General features: G+C 41.2%; 14 protein-coding genes. 9 read left to right on the top strand and 5 right to left on the bottom strand.

Annotated elements, in window-relative coordinates; translation table 11 throughout:
- The first annotated feature begins 14 nt into the window (after nucleotides 1-14).
- From IPL35_05225 to IPL35_05190, 8 genes are all read left to right on the top strand, one after another.
- The gene (locus IPL35_05225; GenBank protein ID MBK8442837.1) at nucleotides 15-821 is read left to right on the top strand and encodes a hypothetical protein; all 807 of its coding nucleotides are present in this window, start codon (nucleotides 15-17) and stop codon (nucleotides 819-821) included.
- A gap of 159 nt (nucleotides 822-980) precedes the next feature.
- Nucleotides 981-1,658 (top strand): carboxypeptidase-like regulatory domain-containing protein, encoded by a 678-nt coding sequence (locus IPL35_05220; GenBank protein MBK8442836.1) that lies wholly within the window; start codon nucleotides 981-983, stop codon nucleotides 1,656-1,658.
- Between the two features lie 521 nt (nucleotides 1,659-2,179).
- Complete coding sequence (locus tag IPL35_05215) at nucleotides 2,180-5,503, top strand: PKD domain-containing protein (protein MBK8442835.1); 3,324 nt, start codon at nucleotides 2,180-2,182, stop codon at nucleotides 5,501-5,503.
- 74 nt (nucleotides 5,504-5,577) lie between these two features.
- Nucleotides 5,578-7,005 carry a sulfatase-like hydrolase/transferase gene (locus IPL35_05210; protein ID MBK8442834.1) on the top strand — a complete coding sequence of 476 codons (1,428 nt, stop codon included), beginning with the start codon at nucleotides 5,578-5,580 and terminating at the stop codon, nucleotides 7,003-7,005.
- A 13-nt stretch (nucleotides 7,006-7,018) separates the two neighbouring features.
- Entirely contained in the window at nucleotides 7,019-7,912 is an 894-nt protein-coding gene (locus IPL35_05205) for a glycosyltransferase family 2 protein (GenBank protein MBK8442833.1), read from the top strand.
- Between the two features lie 178 nt (nucleotides 7,913-8,090).
- The gene (locus IPL35_05200; protein MBK8442832.1) at nucleotides 8,091-8,621 is read left to right on the top strand and encodes a hypothetical protein; all 531 of its coding nucleotides are present in this window, start codon (nucleotides 8,091-8,093) and stop codon (nucleotides 8,619-8,621) included.
- Between the two features lie 53 nt (nucleotides 8,622-8,674).
- Nucleotides 8,675-9,634, top strand: coding sequence for a sulfotransferase (locus IPL35_05195; protein MBK8442831.1), 960 nt, complete (start codon nucleotides 8,675-8,677; stop codon nucleotides 9,632-9,634).
- A gap of 1 nt (nucleotide 9,635) precedes the next feature.
- Nucleotides 9,636-10,529 carry a glycosyltransferase gene (locus IPL35_05190; GenBank protein ID MBK8442830.1) on the top strand — a complete coding sequence of 298 codons (894 nt, stop codon included), beginning with the start codon at nucleotides 9,636-9,638 and terminating at the stop codon, nucleotides 10,527-10,529.
- A 243-nt stretch (nucleotides 10,530-10,772) separates the two neighbouring features.
- Here IPL35_05190 and trxA read toward each other — a convergent pair whose 3' ends face one another.
- The 5 genes from trxA to IPL35_05165 form a co-directional block, all read right to left on the bottom strand.
- On the bottom strand, nucleotides 10,773-11,066 hold the full coding sequence (gene trxA / locus IPL35_05185) for a thioredoxin (protein ID MBK8442829.1): 294 nt from the start codon (nucleotides 11,064-11,066) through the stop codon (nucleotides 10,773-10,775).
- Nucleotides 11,067-11,135: 69 nt separating this feature from the next.
- Nucleotides 11,136-11,402 carry a hypothetical protein gene (locus IPL35_05180; protein MBK8442828.1) on the bottom strand — a complete coding sequence of 89 codons (267 nt, stop codon included), beginning with the start codon at nucleotides 11,400-11,402 and terminating at the stop codon, nucleotides 11,136-11,138.
- A gap of 71 nt (nucleotides 11,403-11,473) precedes the next feature.
- The gene (locus IPL35_05175) at nucleotides 11,474-11,956 is read right to left on the bottom strand and encodes a TrmH family RNA methyltransferase (GenBank protein MBK8442827.1); all 483 of its coding nucleotides are present in this window, start codon (nucleotides 11,954-11,956) and stop codon (nucleotides 11,474-11,476) included.
- A 235-nt stretch (nucleotides 11,957-12,191) separates the two neighbouring features.
- Nucleotides 12,192-13,745: a replicative DNA helicase gene (gene dnaB, locus IPL35_05170; protein ID MBK8442826.1), complete on the bottom strand. Its 1,554-nt coding sequence runs from the start codon at nucleotides 13,743-13,745 to the stop codon at nucleotides 12,192-12,194.
- 146 nt (nucleotides 13,746-13,891) lie between these two features.
- A complete protein-coding gene (locus IPL35_05165) occupies nucleotides 13,892-14,152 on the bottom strand; it encodes a hypothetical protein (protein ID MBK8442825.1) in 261 nt (86 codons plus the stop codon).
- Between the two features lies 1 nt (nucleotide 14,153).
- Between IPL35_05165 and IPL35_05160 the strand changes: the two genes are divergently transcribed.
- Nucleotides 14,154-15,878, top strand: a complete 1,725-nt coding sequence (locus tag IPL35_05160; GenBank protein MBK8442824.1) for a tetratricopeptide repeat protein — start codon at nucleotides 14,154-14,156, stop codon at nucleotides 15,876-15,878.
- Nucleotides 15,879-15,949: the final 71 nt, after the last annotated feature.

Here is a 15,949-nt window from a genome sequence, read left to right as displayed (position 1 = left end):
ACAAAAACAGACAAATGAATAAAATTCTAATATTACTTTTTATCGGGTTGACAACTTTGACCTATGGACAAAAATCAATAGGACCAAATTTTGACATTGCGGACTTCAACAAGAAAATGGAAGTTGCTGAATGGTTGTATGAATATGATATGATTGCTTGGAAAACTTCGGACAGCGTAATGACCCAAGACAAAAAAGACTTGGCAAGATTGGGAAGTGATTGGTTTTGTTTTAAGAAAAATGACAGTTGGCACGCTGTTTATGGAAAATATGAAAACAATCAATTTGACCTTGTTTTTCACTTTAAGGTTGACAAAGGACAAGTAAGTAAAACTGATGAAACGGTAGACACAACTTTACTTCATAGATTTTCCAGGGCATTACAGACAGCAAGTGGACAGATTAAAGCAATGAAAGACACTATCAATTTAAGATTTAATCAATACATAAAAGAAAATGACGACCAGACACTTTCTGTTTGGATTTTACCAGCATTTCAACCGAATAGTGTGGCTGTTTATGGCGGAGAATTTATCTATACTATTGACCAGACAGGAACGAAAATACTTAAAGACGAAAGTTACTTTCAAGGACAATTTCGTGGTTTCAAAGTTGACAATCCGAGAGAGATTTGGATAAACTACCGAGAGACTGATAAACCAACATTAGGAGCAGTCTTTTTTGCTTGGTATTACAAGTCATACTTTACAAAAATCGTAATTGACAACTCAAAAAGTATTAGCACTCCATTTAAATCTGACAACAGTTGGACTTGGATTCACGCTGAAAAAGAACCCGAAAAAAAGAAGAAAAAGAAATGACGAAAACAGAAAGCCGACCGCATAACAGCCGTTTTGCAAAAGCGGGGGTTTCGTGCTTCTATGACAATGAAGTGCTAAATTCAAGCTTTGTGCATCTAATGAACTTTTGCGCTAAAAACCCCCATCACGCCAATACCCAAAACCGTTATCAGCAATTTTATGACGACATTAAATAAACCAAAATATTGCGGACAAAATTGGTTGGAAATGAAACCAACTGACGGTGGACGTATCTGCGGACAGTGTAGTAAAACTATAGTTGACTTTTCAAAAATGACTTGGGCTGACATTGAACGAATACAGCAGCAAAACAATAACTCAGTTTGCGGTATGTATTCACCCAAACAACTTGACTATTGGGGGCGACAAGTTCCGGCAACTAATTGTTCCAAATTTGCAGCGACAACAGCGTTGTTAGTTTCAATGACGATCCCATCTCAATCGTTTTCACAGACAGTTTCGGACACAGTCTCTAAAACCATAATTCACGGAATAGTGACCGGGAAAACAAAAGAAGGAAAAATAGACACATTAGGGTTTACATCAATAAACTTAAAAGGAACAAACATAGGAACAGCCGCTAACGAACAAGGATATTATCAATTAGACATAACCAATTATATTGATACAATTCAAAATCCAACTCTAATATTTTCAATGGTTGGTTTTGACCGTCTTGAACTGAATTTAAAAAATGAAAACAAAGGATATTTAAAGTATGATGCACAACTTAATCAGGACAATGTTCAAATTACTTATTTTTATGTTACCAAACCGACATTGGGACAACGTATAAAATGGAAATTTAAAAAATGGTTTGGAAAGAAAGATAAATAAAAACCGCCACTAACACAGGCTTTGAGTCAGGCGGGGTGACACGCTTTCCGATAAACTCAGAGCATTGCGTGTAAAACTTGGAGCTTTGTGATTTTAAGACACTTTAAAACTTTGTGTTCCGAAACCCGCCCGAACACCATCGGCAACAGGGCTAAGACAACACGCACACAGACAAAGAGAAGACGGAAAACCTAAATACATAGCAGATATTTTAGACATTAACAGTAAAAAACAGACCTAAATGTCAGAAAAAAATAAATCATAATTAAAATAACCGCTATCTTTCTTGCCTGAAAAAAACACATCAACTCAATGACCGCTTTATACCGCCTTCTGATAGCCGTTTCGTGTGTATGTTTTAGTGCGCACGCCTCCCACTCGTGCAAAAATACCCTCCCTGCCTCCCCCACATCTTCGTCACTTTCTTTTATTAGCAATCAGGGGCAATGGCATCAAAATGTATTGTATCGTGCTCCTATTCATGGGGGAAGTGTTTTTTTTGAAAAAACGCTTTTACTTATTTGGTTTATAATCCGAAAGATTTATACAACCAACACGTCAAAGAGCACGAAGGAACAGCACAACGCAGCGATGTGTGGCATCTCCACGCTTTTAAAATGAATTTTATCGGTGCTGCCGCCAATCCCGTCCTTATTCCCAACAGCAAAAAAAAGGAATATCACAATTATTTCATCGGCAATAAGCCCGCTCAATGGGCAACAGATGTGGCTGTGTACGGCGGCATTGAATATCAGCAATTGTACAAAGGTATTGATGTACGCATTTACGGCAACAAAAATGAACAGATGAAATACGACTATATCGTAGATCCGCATGCCGATGCCACACAAATACGCTGGCAATACGAAGGGGTGGAAAATATATGTATTAAAAACGATGAAATTTATTTAAGCACCTCTTTGGGCGAAAGCATAGAAGCTGCTCCTTTGGCGTATCAATGGATAAATGGTATAAAAAAAATAGTGCCTTGTCGCTATCAATTATTGGCAGACGAGCAATTGACGTTCGATTTTCCAGAAGGTTATAATACCAATTATGAACTCGTCATTGACCCCGAACTCATCGCCAGCACTTATTCGGGTACTTCAGAAACTGTATATGGACATACTGCTACCTACGATGCGCAAGGGCATCTGTATGGCGGCGGTCGTTGTTTTGGCACAGGCTATCCCGTAACCACCGGAGCCATACAAACTACTTTTGCGGGCAGTGTGGATAATTGTATTTCCAAATATACTCCCGATGGCAATACGCTGATGTTTGCTACCTATATCGGCGGCAATAACGAAGATATTCCCCACAGTTTGGTGGTTACAGATTTTGATGAATTGGTTGTAATGGCAAGCACTTATTCCAGCGATTTTCCGGTAAGTGCCGCCGCCTTTGACGATACTTATAACGGCGGTCGCGATTTAACAATTACCATTATAAAAAGCAGCGGCAACTCGCTTATCGGCAGCACCTATATAGGCGGCGGCGATACTGATGGCGAAAATGCCTATAATGTGTTTTATGAAGATTCTTATCGCGGGGAGGTGATTGCAGCCACCGAAAACGGTAGCAGTAATATTTATGTGGTAAGTTCTACCAATTCCGATAATTTTCCTGTCACTTCCGCTGCTTATCAAAGCAATTTACAGGGAGATGCTGATGCGGTAGTATTTAAGCTCAACGGCAATGCTTCGCAACTGCTGTGGAGTACCTATTTTGGCGGCAATAATGCCGATTCGGGGTTTTCCATTCGTTTAGACAGCAACGGCAATGTATTTGCAGCAGGAGCTACTTCGGGTGGGCTGACCACCAACAACGCTTCCGTACAACCCAATTTTGCGGGCGGTGCTATGGGCGGCTGGGGCGCGTCGTTGGAAGCAGACGGTTTTATTGCCAAATTCAATCCGGCGGGCAGCAATTTGTTGCGCTGCACCTACATCGGCACGTCCGAGTTTGATCAGGGCTATTTCATTGATATAAATCCCGAAGATGACGACATATATATATTCGGTTTGTCGGCAGGCGATTTTCCGGTATCTTCCAATGTATATAGCAATGCCAATGGCGAAATGTTTATCGCCAAACTCAACAATAATTTGTCATCTTATTATTGGACAACCCGCTTAGGCAGCAATGATGATTTTCCTGAAATTGCTCCTACTGCTTTTAGGGTGGATATATGCGGAAATATTTATGCCGGCGGCTATACATTAAGCGGTAATAATTTCCCTATAACACCCGATGCTTTTCAGAATAGTTTAAATGATAATACCGGAGATTATTATTTCATGGTGTTGGAAAAAGATGCCGCCACACTCAGCTATGCTACTTATTTCGGCGGCAACGGCTACGAACATGTGGACGGCGGCACGAGCCGTTTTGACAATAAAGGTGTCATTTATCAGGCAGTATGTACCAACTCCAGCGATTTTTACACCACTTCCGGTGCTTTTGATAATAATTTGAGTACAGGTTGGGATTTATTTGTTTTTAAATTTGATTTTGAAAAAGGTATTGTCGCTGCCAACCCGAGTGTAGATGCGAGTTTGGTAGTAGAATACGACGAAGGATGTGCGCCGCTTACCGTGTTTTTCTATCAACAGTTAGATACGGCAACTACCACCCAATATTACTGGAATTTCGGCGATGGCGACTCGTCCGACCTCAAAAATCCCCTGCATACTTTCCTAACACCCGGCGACTATCAGGTGCGTTTGGTGGTAGTGGATTCCACTACTTGCAATATCACCGACACCGCTTATGTAGCAATCAATGTGGGCTACTCCGAAATAGAAGCAGAGTTTGCTTACGATATAGCACCGCCCTGCGACAATGGCGGCGGCAGCTACGAAGTACAATTTTTCAACAATACCATCGGCACACCTGACGTGAATCTTTGGGAATTTGGCAATATACCCTTTCCTATTCAAAACAACAACGACACCATTTCTTTCACCTACCCGCAAGCCGGTACTTATACGGTGCGCCTCATTACCATCGATTCGCTGCCCTGCTTGGTGAGCGACACCTCCGAAGTAACTTTTACCCTGCAACCGCCGACTTATATTGCTGCCGATTTTTCGTTGCCCGCCGGCGATTGTGTGCCTTTTGATTTGGAAGTGTTCAGCAGCAATGCCGCCGCCCAATATCAGTGGCTTTTTGGCGACGGGGCTTCGGGCAACGACAGCACCGCCCTCCACCAATACACCCAAGCCGGCACTTACGAAGTTTCACTCATCGTACAAGATGCCTCCACCTGCAATGAAAGCGATACCCTCACTTTGCCTTTGGAAGTATATGCCGTACCTCAAAGTCTTTTTTCTACAGATAAAGACAGCATATTTTTGGGAAGCAGCACACTTTTTACTTTTACAGGCGAAACCAACGGCGAAACCCTGCAATACGACTGGGATTTGGGCGATGGCAGCATTGCTGCAACAACGGATAATTTTACACACACTTACACCGCTATTGGTACATATAATATTTGCCTCACTGTTACTTCGCCGCACAACTGCACCGATGCGTATTGCAAAGAAATAGATGTATATACCGACAAGGGATTTATCGGCATACCCAATGCTTTTACGCCCAACGACGACAAAGTCAATGATGCTGTGCAGGTAGAAGGAAAAAATATAGTATCTTTTACGCTCAAAATTTTTAATCGCTGGGGAAAATTATTATTTGAAACCGATAACATAGATACCGCTTGGGACGGCAATTATCAGGGCGACCCGCAAGAAGCAGATGTGTATGTATATACATTGGAAGCTAAAATGATTGACGGCGAACAAATCAGCAAAACCGGAAATATTACATTATTGCGATAAATATTTAAAATAAAACCTTTATGTTTTAAAAAGGACAACGGCACTTTTACTAAATATTAAAATTTATATTACACATGAAACGCAAAGATTTTGTTAAAAACATTGCGCTTGGTACTTTAGGGGTAGCACTATCCTCCAAAATATCACAGGCAGCTGAAAGCAAAAAAAAACCAAATATCATTTTAATTCTATTAGATGATGTATCTGCTGTAGAGTTTGGTTGCTATGGCAATATAGTTCATAAAACCCCCAATATTGACCGTATGGCACAAGAGGGGATTTTATTTAAAACAGCATGGGCTACGCCCATGTGTATCCCTACAAGAGCACTCATATTAACCGCGAAATATGGACCGAGAATTAATTGGTACAAAAACAATATAAAACCTAAATTAGAAGAAAAAAATGGCATTTTAGGCAGAGATAATATTATTTATGCCCAATTACTTGCGGAAAATCAATACAGAACCGGTATTATCGGAAAGTGGCAATTGCCGGGTACTACCAAGCAACACGGCTTTCAATATAATTGCACTTGGTCAGACAGCAAGCGTTTTAAACAAAAAGATACAACTGATTCTCGTTATTGGCACCCTACTATATTAGAAAATGGTAAAGTAATTCCTACTGTGTCTAATGATTTTGGGCCTGATGTATTAAACAAAAAAGCGATAGAGTTTATTACACAAAAAAACAGCCCCCCTTTCTTTTTGTATTATTCCTTTACTTTACCTCATTTACCGCGTGGCGCAAAATCTATAGATGCGTATACGACTGTTCCTGAGAGGAATGAACGCGGCGAATTAACAGGAAAACGCAGTGTTGGAACACTTCAATCCAATGTAGAGTATATTGATTTTTTAATAAAAGAGTTAATAGAAGCATTACAAAAAAACAAGCTATTAGAGAATACTATTATATTTTTTACATCAGATAACCCTACTTCGGGCGGCAAAACGGGAGGTAAGTGTCAAGTAGTACAAGAAAAAGGGTGTAGAGTTCCCTTAATTGTATATGCCCCTACAATTATAAAATCCCAAGCACCTTCCGAAAATTTGATAACCTTAGCAGATTTATATCCTACTTTTTGCGAATTAGGCGGCGCAGCTATTCCAAAAGATTATGAAATAGACGGAAAAACATTCGTATCTCTGTTGTTAGAAAAACCCTATATGGAGCGAAAATGGATTTTTAGCTATTACGAAGATAAACGCATGCTGCGCACTAAAAATTGGCTCTTAGATGGTGAAGGAAATTATTTTCGTTGTGAATATATAGCAAATACTACCGAATCGCATTTTGAAAAAGTAAAGGCAGATGATGAAACAAAAGAATTTAAAGAAATAAAATCATATTTTGATAATATCTTAGTAGGATTACCAAAACCTACTGAGCAGTTTTTAAAAACAAATACTGTTCTATCTACCCCCTCCTCCAAACAAACAAAAAAACCTAAAAAGAATCCGGCTAAACCTGCTCAAAAAAATATTCAAGTAAAATAAATATTGTTTTTTCTTGCTCGTCTCTGTCGTCCTCACCAGCTACAACCACCTGCCTCTGTTGCAAAGAGCCTTTGCTTCTTTGTTGGCACAGACCTACTCGCCCCTCGAAATCATCATCGTTGACGACGGCTCTACCGACGGCAGCTGCGAGTGGATAGCCGCCACTGCCGAACAATATCCGCAGCAGGTACGCTATTTTTTTCAACCCCAAAATGTAGGTATTCCGCGCAATAAAAATACGGGTTTCAAAATGGCAAAAGGAGAATGGATAACCTATTTAGACGGCGACGACTGGTATTATCCCGAAAAAATAAGCAGCGAAATAGCCGCCCTGCGCCAACACCCCGACTGCGAAGTGGTTTATTCCAATTTTGAGTTCAGAAACGAAATAACCAACACCACACGCCGTTGGCTCTCCGATACCGATACCCCAAAAACCGGATTGTTGCTCAAAGAAATTATCACCCGCGATTTTCCCCACAACACCATTTTCCGTTTTGAGCTGATGCACCGCTCCGTACTGGAGCGCATCAACTACTACGATGAGCGCATTGCAGCCTTCCACGACTGGGACTCACGCATTCGCTACGCTGCTTTTGCCCGCATCGCCTACGCTCCTTATATCGGCTCTTCTTACGAGCACAACACGCAAGGTATTTCCAAACGCCTGAAAAGAATAAAATTATTACAAGAAATGCAGTGGGTTTTTGAGAAAAATATAGACCTTTGCAAACAAGTGTATGCAAAGGAGGAAACAAAAAAAATCCAAAATACCATGCAACACTATTTTTCTTTTAAATATCCCTCTGCCGTCAAGCAACATAGCCGTTGGCGAGCTGCTTGGTATGGTTTTAAACATCTGTTGCGCTATCCGAAAGACATCGGAGCGATAAATAAAATGTTTTGAGATATTTTTTTATATGTGATGATTGACTACAACCCTAATTTACCGCTTTTTTCTATCCATATTCCCAAATGCAGCGGCACCAGCGTTTTAGAAATTTTGCAAAGTTGGTTCGGTTGGTGGAAGTTTTATCGCCATTATCCGCAATTTAAAAAAAAATAAACCCCCAAAACTCGCCCGTTTGCACCCCTTTTTTTCAAAAACCGACTACCGCAAAGGCATTTGCGTACACGGACATTTCAATCGCAATCGCAATATTGGCGTATTGGATTATTATCCCGATGATGCCCGTCAGTTTATCACGGTGCTGCGCGACCCGCTTGCGCTGATGACTTCCGACTATTTTTACAATCTCACACGCATTCAAATGGGCATACATTACCGCGAAGGCAAAAAAATTGAATCCTGGCCTTATGAGTCTTTAGATGAGTTTTTGATAAAAAACAAATGCTATATGCTACAGTATTTTCCTTGGGAAATGACGATTGATAATTATCGCCAACTGATTGATACGCATTTTATTCATATCGGGGTTACGGAAAAATTACAGGAAAGTATGGATATTTTTGCCAAAAAACTATACAAAAACCAAAAACCGTGCGCGTGCGCAACAAAACGCCGCGCTCCTCGCAGGCAAGTGAAGAAGCCATTCGTATTTTTAAGGAAAACAATGCTTTGGAATACGAAATTTATGAATATGCTTTGCAATTAAATCATTATTAATCAAATTTTTGAACAGTATTAAAAAAATAATATCTTTAAACATTGAAGCATATTATTTTCGTTATATCGCAGCCGCGCAGTGGCTCTACCCTACTCCAAAGTCTGTTGTCTAACAATGCCGCCGTTGCCAGCGTGAGCGAACCTTGGCTGCTCCTGCCTTTTTTGTCGGCACGCAAACCCGAATTGCACCGCACCGCCTACAACGAAAAATTGGCGGCACGCGGCTTGGAGGAGTTTATTCCGAAAGTTGGCGGCGATGCTGCATATCACGCGGCTTTGCGCCAATTTGCCGAACAACTATATTTTTACAACGCCGCCCCGCAGGTGCGCTATTTTTTGGATAAAACGCCGCGATACTACGAAATTTTACCCGAAATTGCACAGGTTTTCCCGCAGGCAAAAATCATTTTACTCAAAAGAAACCCCCTCGCCGTACTACATTCTATCATTGATTCGTTTCGCTGTGATAATTTAGACCGCCTCTATACCGCCCGCCGTGATTTTCTCAATGCGCCTTTTTTAATACAAAATTTTGCACAACAGCAAAGCCATCAAACGAATGTGCGTACAATTTTATACGAAAATTTAGTGACGCAGCCCGAAATAATTGTCAAAGAATTATACGAATGGTTGGAGATTCCTTTTGAAAAATCAATACTGCACTACGCCGATAATGATAAAACAAAAGGAAATATGGGTGATGCTATCGGTATTCATCGTCATCAACAGCCCTCAGCCGACAGTTTGGATACTTGGAATATTAAATTAAAAGATACCCAGTGGCGCAGCTTTTTTAAAGGATATGCCCACTATTTAGGCAACGATTTTCTGAAGCAATACGGCAATTACGAACAGGCTGCCGACACATTAAAAAGTTCATACTCCTTCAACCGTTTTTTAAAAACTGCTCAAAACAACGAAACCCTTACGGCTTTCAGCACGAAATATTTTATTCGTAAATATGTATATCTTTTGAGTGGTATTGATTTATTTAAAAAATAGCATGGAAGCTACCGATTACTCAACATTACCACTTGTCAGTATCATTATACCGACCTTTAATCAGGCAAGTACCCTCGAACGCTGTATTTTGTCGGTGTTGGAGCAGCATTATCCGCGTGTGGAGTTTATTATTATTGACGGCGGCAGCGATGAATCTACTTTGCGCATTATCCGGCAGTACGAATCACATTTGGCATATTGGATAAGCGAAGCAGATGAAGGCATATACGATGCTTATAACAAAGGCATTGCACGCAGCACAGGCGATTATTTGTATTTTTTGGGCAGCGATGACCAATTGGAAAAAGGAGTGCTGCAAGCTGTTTTTGGCAGTACCGACCGTCATTGCGATATTATTTATGGCGAAGTACACGCCCAAAACGGACCTCGACAACACAGGGGGGCTTTTTCGCCGCAGCGTTTGGTTTTTGAAACCTTGTGCCATCAAGCGGTTTTTTATAAAAGAAATTTATTTGATAAAAAAGGGAAATATGATATTCGCTATCAGGTAAAAGCCGACCATGTGTTTCATTTTGCATGTTTTGGCGACGACAGTGTGCGTACCTGCTATGTGCCTTTGCAAATTGCCACATACGAGGGCAAGGGATATAGTGCCGAAACCGCCGACCCGCAGTATTTGCAGGACGAAGCAAAGTTGATGCTGCAATATTTAGCCCCACATCTGAGCGAAAAAGAGCGCAATTATATCCAAAAGCGCGGCGAAGAACGCAATATTTACTATCAGCTCCGGCATCAGAATTTATGGAAAGCCGCCACACAATGGCTATCTTTCAGTTTGAGTTCGGCAACGCCCCTGCGCTACTTAAAAAAAGGTGCTTACTGGCTGGCACAGCGTTTTACGGGCGGCAGAAAATATAAATATTTTGCTTTTTGAAACAAAAAAAGCAAAGCAGATGTCTTTCTGGCTTTGGTATAAAAGTCAATCGGCGGTACTGCTTTTATCTACTTGAATTAAATAAAAATGCCTGCAAAAACTTGATGTTGCAGGCATTTTTATTTTAAACAGATAAGTTTAAGGATTATGTTTTGAATGATAATGTTTTATTTTTAAAATAAAATTTAAACACGTTATTTGCAAAAATCTTTAACTCGTTTGAAATTAGGTCGTATTTTTTTTCTAAGAAAATTGCGAAATTACCTGCAACAAACCACTTTTAGGCACTACGCCGCTTTGTCGCCATTTGGGTTCGCCATTTTTATAGAGTACCAAAGTAGGTACGCCGCGTACTTGCTGTTTGGCGGCAAGTTGGGGATTTTTATCTACATCTATTTTTACAATTTTTACCTGTTCGCCTAATTCGTCTTTCACCTCTTTCAAAATGGGAGCCATCATTTTGCAGGGACCACACCATTCTGCATAAAAATCTACCAATACAATACCTTCTGTTTGTACAATATCCTGAAAAGTCATAATTTATAGTGTTTTTTTATTTTTTTTAAATGTAATCAACAGTGTAGCAGCGCAAAAGTTGAAAAATGTTTATTTTTTTATCTCTTCGTAGTGTATCTGTTCCGTTGTGTCGTTATTGCTGCCGTTGTGCGGTAGAGTATTGGGGGCGCAAGTGCCTGCAACACCGCAACACCCTCTGTTGAGCAAAGCCATCAGTATAAAAAATGCCGCCACTCCCATTATCCAGTATTCTTTCAGTTGGTATGCCTGCACCAAAAGTAGTGCGCCCATCAAAAAACGTAAAAAACGCAACAATGTCCAAGGAGCTAAAAGTCCGTTGTAAAGAAATGTTTGCATAGAATAATACAAAAAAATAAAAATATTGGTGCAAAGATAGCACACCGCCAACTGCTGTATCGTAACAAAAGTTACGATTGTGGTGCAGATTTGTAATATTTGTAAATTTCCCACAATACCATAGCGGCGGCGGCGGCTACATTAAAGGAGTGTTTGCTGCCTTCTTGTGGAATTTCTATGCAATAATCGCAATGCTGCAAAGCCGCTTCGCTTACGCCCTCTACTTCGTTGCCGAATATCAGCACCAACGGAAATGCCTGTGTGGTGGCTTGATGCCAGTTTTGCAACCAATAATGGGGCTGCACCTGCTCCACGGCGGCGATACTGTAACCTTTCAACCGTGCTTCGCGCAAAAACAGCGAACAATCCGCTTCGTAGTGCCACGCCACACTTTCGGTAGCACCGAGTGCGGTTTTGGCAATTTCTTTGTGCGGCGGTGTAGCGGTAATACCGCACAATACAATTTCCTCTACCAAAAAAGCATCGGCAGTACGAAATACAGAACCCACATTATGCGCACTTCGAACATCTTCCAGCACTACTATCAATGGCATTTTGTCGGCACGGCGCGTGCTTTCTGCATCTAAGCGTTGGAGGTCAATATTGGCTGTTTTTTGAAATGATGGCTGCACGGTAAAATAAAAATAGAACTAATTTTAAGTAGTTGTAAGTGATCAATTTTTAGTTCTTAGTTGGCATAAGCATCTGATTATCAATTATTTTTATTAACTCATAAATACAAACTATTTTTGTACAACTACTTAATATAAATAATTTATTAAAAAAATTTTAAAACGGCACATCTTCATCAAATACTTCATCGCTGCTTTGGTTCATAGCAGAGGAGCGGGTGATGATATTGTTGGAAATAAAATTATTACCGCCGCCTGCGCTCATACTGAGGTTGGCTCCGGATTCCAAGTCGGTGAATTTGGCAAAAGTTCCCACAAAGCGGGCTTTTACATTATCCAATGCGCCGTTTCTGTGTTTGGCGATGATGATTTCCGCCAATCCTTGCGTGGGGTAGCCGTCTTCGTCCTTGTCAAAACCATAATATTCGGGGCGATACAGAAAAATCACCATATCGCTATCTTGCTCGATAGAGCCGGATTCGCGCAGGTCGGAGAGTTGGGGGCGTTTGTTACCGCCGCGCATTTCGGGTGCACGGCTCAACTGCGAAAGCGCAATAACAGGAACGTCCAATTCTTTGGCGATACTTTTCAATGCCCGCGAAATAGCACTTACTTCCTGCTCACGGTTGCCGCCGCGTTTGTCGCCGCCTGTTCCGCTCATCAATTGCAGATAATCAATGATAATGAGCTGAATATCGTGCTGCATTTTAAGGCGGCGACATTTGGCACGCAATTCAAAAATATTAATGGCGGGCGTATCATCAATAAAAATGGGAGCTTCCGACAATTTTTCTATTTTCTTTTCCAATTGTTTCCACTCGTAATCCGCCAATTGTCCTTTTTTTATTTTTTCCGAAGGAATTTCAGCCTCTGCCGAAATCAAACGATTCACCAATTGCAGCGAGGACATCTCTAAGGAAAACAAAGCCACCGGTTTTTTGAACTCCACCGCCGCATTGCGTGCCACCGAAAGCGTAAAGGCGGTTTTTCCCATACCCGGGCGTGCCGCCACTACAATCAGGTCGGAGCGTTGCCAACCCGAAGTGACGCGGTCTAACGCCGTAAAACCCGAAGGAATACCCACCAATCCGTCCTGATGTTCGCGCAGGGCTTCTATTTGTTTGATAGCTTGGCTAACGAGGGTGTTCATTGCCTCGTAGCTGCGGTGAATATTTTTGTCGGTGATACTAAAAAGGCTCTGCTCCGTTTTGTCCAAAAGTTCAAATACATCGGTGCTTTCTTCGTAGGCATCGCGACTGATGTCACTGGCGGTGCGTATGAGTTCGCGTAAAATATATTTTTCGGCGACAATACGGGCATAAGTTTCCACGTTGGCACTACTACCGATGCGGTTGGTGAGTTGGGTGATATAAAAGGGACCTCCTACTTCGTCGAGTTTGGTGTTTTTTCGGAGCTGTTCTGTCACCGTCAAAATATCAACAGGCTTTGATTTTCCGAACAAATCCTGAATAGCCTGATAAATATGTGCGTGCGCTTCTACATAAAAACTATCCGGCTTCAAAATATCTATTACTACCGACACAGCATCTTTGTCGAGCATCATTGCCCCCAGCACAGCCTCTTCCATATCGCGGGCTTGAGGTTGTATCTTATCAAATAACAGATTAGATACATCAGCACGCCGCACAAAGGGGCGTTGTTTTTCTACAATTTTACTGAAAGATGAAGGGGCGGCATTTGGGTCGGTCATACAACTTAATAATAGAGCAAATAGTAATACAATAAACAACATTCGGGGCTACGAAGATAGTGCAAAACAGCGCATACATTTTAATTTTTATATCAACAAACAATAGACAATGGAATATGCTTTGATTTGGTTATAAAAGATGTTTTTTATGCACATTTTTGTTTTTTGGTGGACAATGTGTTGATAAGTAATATTTTATTTGTTGATAAATAAAAAACATCTGTTGATAGTGTTTCCAACCCTGCCTTTTTAGAATAATCTGTTGGAGTAAGTAGTAAAAATGTATAACTTTGCCGATAAGTATTGTATTGTTTTATACTATTTGAAACAACCGCCGCTTTTTTATTCGTGTCGCAGCCGCTTTTATCTTCATCACTTCCTGTTTTTTCTACTACTTTTTGGCGCATTGTGTTGGCAGTAGCGGTGTTGCTGTTGTATAGTATGGCTTTGTTCAATGGATTTACCAACTGGGACGACACCGACTATGTATTGCAAAATCCCTATATCGGCGGTTTAAGTGCTACACACCTGCAAGCGATGTTCAAAGCGGTGGTGAGTTCCAATTATCATCCACTTACTTTGTTGTCGCTGGCAATAGACAATGCCATTTGGAAACAAAATCCTTTCGGCTATCATCTTACCAATGTATTATTACATCTTGCCAATACCTTATTTGTATTTGAAATAGTGCGCCGTTGGCGCGATACCTCGCTGCAAGTGGCGGGTTTTGCGGCTTTGTGTTTTGCTATTCACCCTTTGCATGTGGAGTCGGTGGCGTGGATTTCGGAGCGCAAAGATGTGTTGTATGCTTTTTTTATGTTGCCGGCTCTGTGGTGCTACGGTCATTATCTGAAAAAACAACAAGGATATATTCTGATTGTCGCTTTCCTACTGTTTGTGTTGTCGGTGCTCTCAAAGCCGAGTGGGGTGATATTGCCGGTATTGTTGTGCTGGCTGGCGTGCTACGAAGATAAACTCACTTGGCGCAATTTCTTGGTTACTTTTCCTTTTTGGGTGGTGGCAGTGGCGATGGGCATCATTACCCTGAAAACCCAAAGCACCACCGCTTTGGGCGATATGCAAGAAGTAAATCTGTGGCAGCGGCTGTGTTTTGGTGCTTACGGCTATTTGTATTATGCTTTTAAATTGTTTTTCCCTTTTCATTTGGCGGCGTATCATCCTTATCCCGATTTGTCGAAGCCTTTGGAATGGTATTATTGGTTGTCGCCTGTGGTGTTGGCGGTGCTGTTGGGGGCGGTGCAATTATCGGGGCGCAGCACACGGTTCGGGTGGTGGTGGTATGGCATCAATTTGGCGTTGATGGTGCAGTGGGTGGCGGTGGGTAGCGCGGTAGTGGCAGAACGCTATACTTACATCGCTTATATCGGCGTGTTTTGGTGGCTCGGACAGCAGGCAACGTATATCATCGCCCAAAAATCAGCTTTTAAAAAATGGCTTTTGCCGCTAATGCTGTTACTATTGTTGCTGTATGCAGTCCAAACGTGGAGGTACATTCCTTTATGGAGCAACAGTGAAGTGCTGTGGACAAATGTACTGCATTATTATCCCGACAATATGCTGGCGTATCACAACAGGGGTTTGTATTACAGTTCCGTTCAAGAAGGTGAAAAAGCATTGGCAGATTATAACCGCGCCATTGCCATACAGCCTTATTACGCACCTAATTATTTTAATCGTGCCAAAAATTACCATTTGATTTTAAATAACCCATCGGCGGCTTTGACAGATTACGAAAAATCACTATCATTGCAAAACCGCCAACCTGAAGTATGGTATCATTTGGGAAATTTATATGCTTATCATTTTAAAAATACAGAAAAAGCACTGGCTTGCTATGAGCAAGTATTATCTATTGACCCGCAGCATGTAGGTGCTTGGAACAACAGAGGTACTTTGTATTTGCAGGATAAAAAAGACTATAAACGCGCTTTGGCAGATTTTAACAAAGCCATTGCCTTAGCTCCCAATGATGGTACTTATTATTATAATCGTTTTATATGCTATTATATGCTTGGCAACACCGCAGCAGCCCGCGAAAATATCGTTGCCGCCAAACGCTTGGGCTATGCCGTGCCTGCACAATATTGGAACGAAATGGGATTAAGTAATTAACAGATGTATATTTTTTATATTACTCAATTTATTGATTAGTAATAATTTAAAAAAACATTGTTTTAATTTCT

The organism is Sphingobacteriales bacterium (assembly GCA_016711285.1).
Taxonomy (GTDB): domain Bacteria; phylum Bacteroidota; class Bacteroidia; order Chitinophagales; family UBA2359; genus JADJTG01.
Note: the sequence above shows the minus strand (reverse complement) of the source record. Positions and strands in the feature narration are given on the sequence as shown.

Coding starts and splice junctions, on each gene's coding strand:
- IPL35_05180 (MBK8442828.1), bottom strand. CDS start 11,402: ATGCAAACATTTCTTTACAACGGACTTTTAGCTCCTTGGACATTGTTG.
- IPL35_05210 (MBK8442834.1), top strand. CDS start 5,578: ATGAAACGCAAAGATTTTGTTAAAAACATTGCGCTTGGTACTTTAGGG.
- dnaB (MBK8442826.1), bottom strand. CDS start 13,745: ATGACCGACCCAAATGCCGCCCCTTCATCTTTCAGTAAAATTGTAGAA.
- IPL35_05225 (MBK8442837.1), top strand. CDS start 15: ATGAATAAAATTCTAATATTACTTTTTATCGGGTTGACAACTTTGACC.
- trxA (MBK8442829.1), bottom strand. CDS start 11,066: ATGACTTTTCAGGATATTGTACAAACAGAAGGTATTGTATTGGTAGAT.
- IPL35_05165 (MBK8442825.1), bottom strand. CDS start 14,152: ATGCGCCAAAAAGTAGTAGAAAAAACAGGAAGTGATGAAGATAAAAGC.
- IPL35_05175 (MBK8442827.1), bottom strand. CDS start 11,956: ATGCCATTGATAGTAGTGCTGGAAGATGTTCGAAGTGCGCATAATGTG.
- IPL35_05220 (MBK8442836.1), top strand. CDS start 981: ATGACGACATTAAATAAACCAAAATATTGCGGACAAAATTGGTTGGAA.
- IPL35_05190 (MBK8442830.1), top strand. CDS start 9,636: ATGGAAGCTACCGATTACTCAACATTACCACTTGTCAGTATCATTATA.